The 793-nt window shown below is 48.2% G+C and carries 1 protein-coding gene and 1 pseudogene; both read left to right on the top strand.

The window, feature by feature from the left end; genetic code table 11:
* Positions 1-400: pseudogene (locus CIK04_RS34270) on the top strand (hypothetical protein); the annotation flags it as partial.
* Between the two features lie 163 nt (positions 401-563).
* On the top strand, positions 564-788 hold the full coding sequence (locus tag CIK04_RS26935) for an SRPBCC family protein (protein ID WP_325205880.1): 225 nt from the start codon (positions 564-566) through the stop codon (positions 786-788).
* The last annotated feature ends 5 nt before the right edge of the window (positions 789-793 follow it).

Here is a 793-nt window from a genome sequence, read left to right as displayed (position 1 = left end):
GATTGCCGCGACTAAGGAAGCTCAGCCCGAGCCATCGCCACTTTATCTCGATGTAGCTCAAGCATTGGCAAGGAGCGAGCTCTCTTGCAGTAAGAAGGCGGTTGCCAAGCACTTTAAACTCAGTACAGAAGAAGTGGATCGGCTGTTTAACGAATTGATCAGCGCGGGCGTGGTCGGTAAGAAAGCCAATAACCACTACCACTGGTTGGGCGACGCCGCAGTGGTCGGTAGAGTACCGCTCTTTTCAGGGAGCAGTTTTGCTCCCTTTCTTTATTCCTGGGAGTTGGTTAATATCCGAAAGTTCAAAGATTTGCTTAAATGGATATTAGGAGTCGTCGATGCAAATGAAATTACCCACTCTTGCGGCATTATGTTTGGTTACTTTACTGGCGGGTTGTAGTGCTCATCAGAAGAAAGAGATTAAAGAAGGCTTTACGGAAGTGGGCCATGCCACCAAAGATGCGGCAAGAAAACCGGCCATTTTTCCGTGATACCGCGAAAGACATTGGTGAAAACCTCGACGAAGCCACCAGCCAATGATCCTCTAGCCGAGAGGTAGTGCAATGCGTATTGATATGACAGGGACTTGTGTTAGTCGAAGTATCTATATTGATAGGAAACCTGAAAAGGTCATCGACTATATCAGCGATTTTGGGACTTGGGCCAAGTGGTCGCCATGGTTAATTTTGGAGCCGAAAAGCGAGGTTACCTTTAGTACTTTCCAGCAGCAGCCTGGGGCTCAGTACGCATGGAAAGGTGAGCGTATTGGTGCAGGAAAATGGAGTTAGCGCAC

The sequence above is a fragment of the Vibrio sp. 03_296 genome, assembly GCF_002265885.1.
The sequence above is the reverse complement of the archived record's forward strand: the minus strand, read 5'-3'. Positions and strand labels throughout refer to the sequence as shown.